The 338-nt window shown below is 37.9% G+C and carries 1 protein-coding gene; it reads left to right on the top strand.

The window, feature by feature from the left end:
* A partial coding sequence (locus tag A3729_RS10580) for a methylenetetrahydrofolate reductase (protein ID WP_197475783.1) occupies positions 1-178 on the top strand: 178 nt, incomplete at its 5' end.
* Between the last annotated feature and the right edge of the window lie 160 nt (positions 179-338).

Genomic DNA, 338 nt, shown 5'->3' with positions numbered 1-338 from the left:
TGGCGATGATACTGTTAGCATTCAGAAGTTTGGTGAAGAAGTGGTAAGTCAAATGTGTGAGCAGTTGTTAAAAGCTGGCGCTCCGGGTCTACATTTTTATACACTTAATCAAGCCGAACCAAACTTAAAAGTTTGGGACAATCTTGGCCTAAGTGACGAGGAAAAAATTCGCTTTTAAACTGCTTTCATCTTATTTTCGTTAAGCCCTTCTGCTGGTGGTCAGGCATAAAAATATATCGTTTATCCTGACCGGCTAGCTGCTCCCTTTCTTAAGTTCTATATTGTCATGTTTTGTGACAATTCATTTAAATTTTCTTCCAAGTAAAGAAAACTTTAGC

Source organism: Oleiphilus sp. HI0043, assembly GCF_001634935.1.
This window is presented reverse-complemented; position numbering and strand designations above follow the sequence as displayed.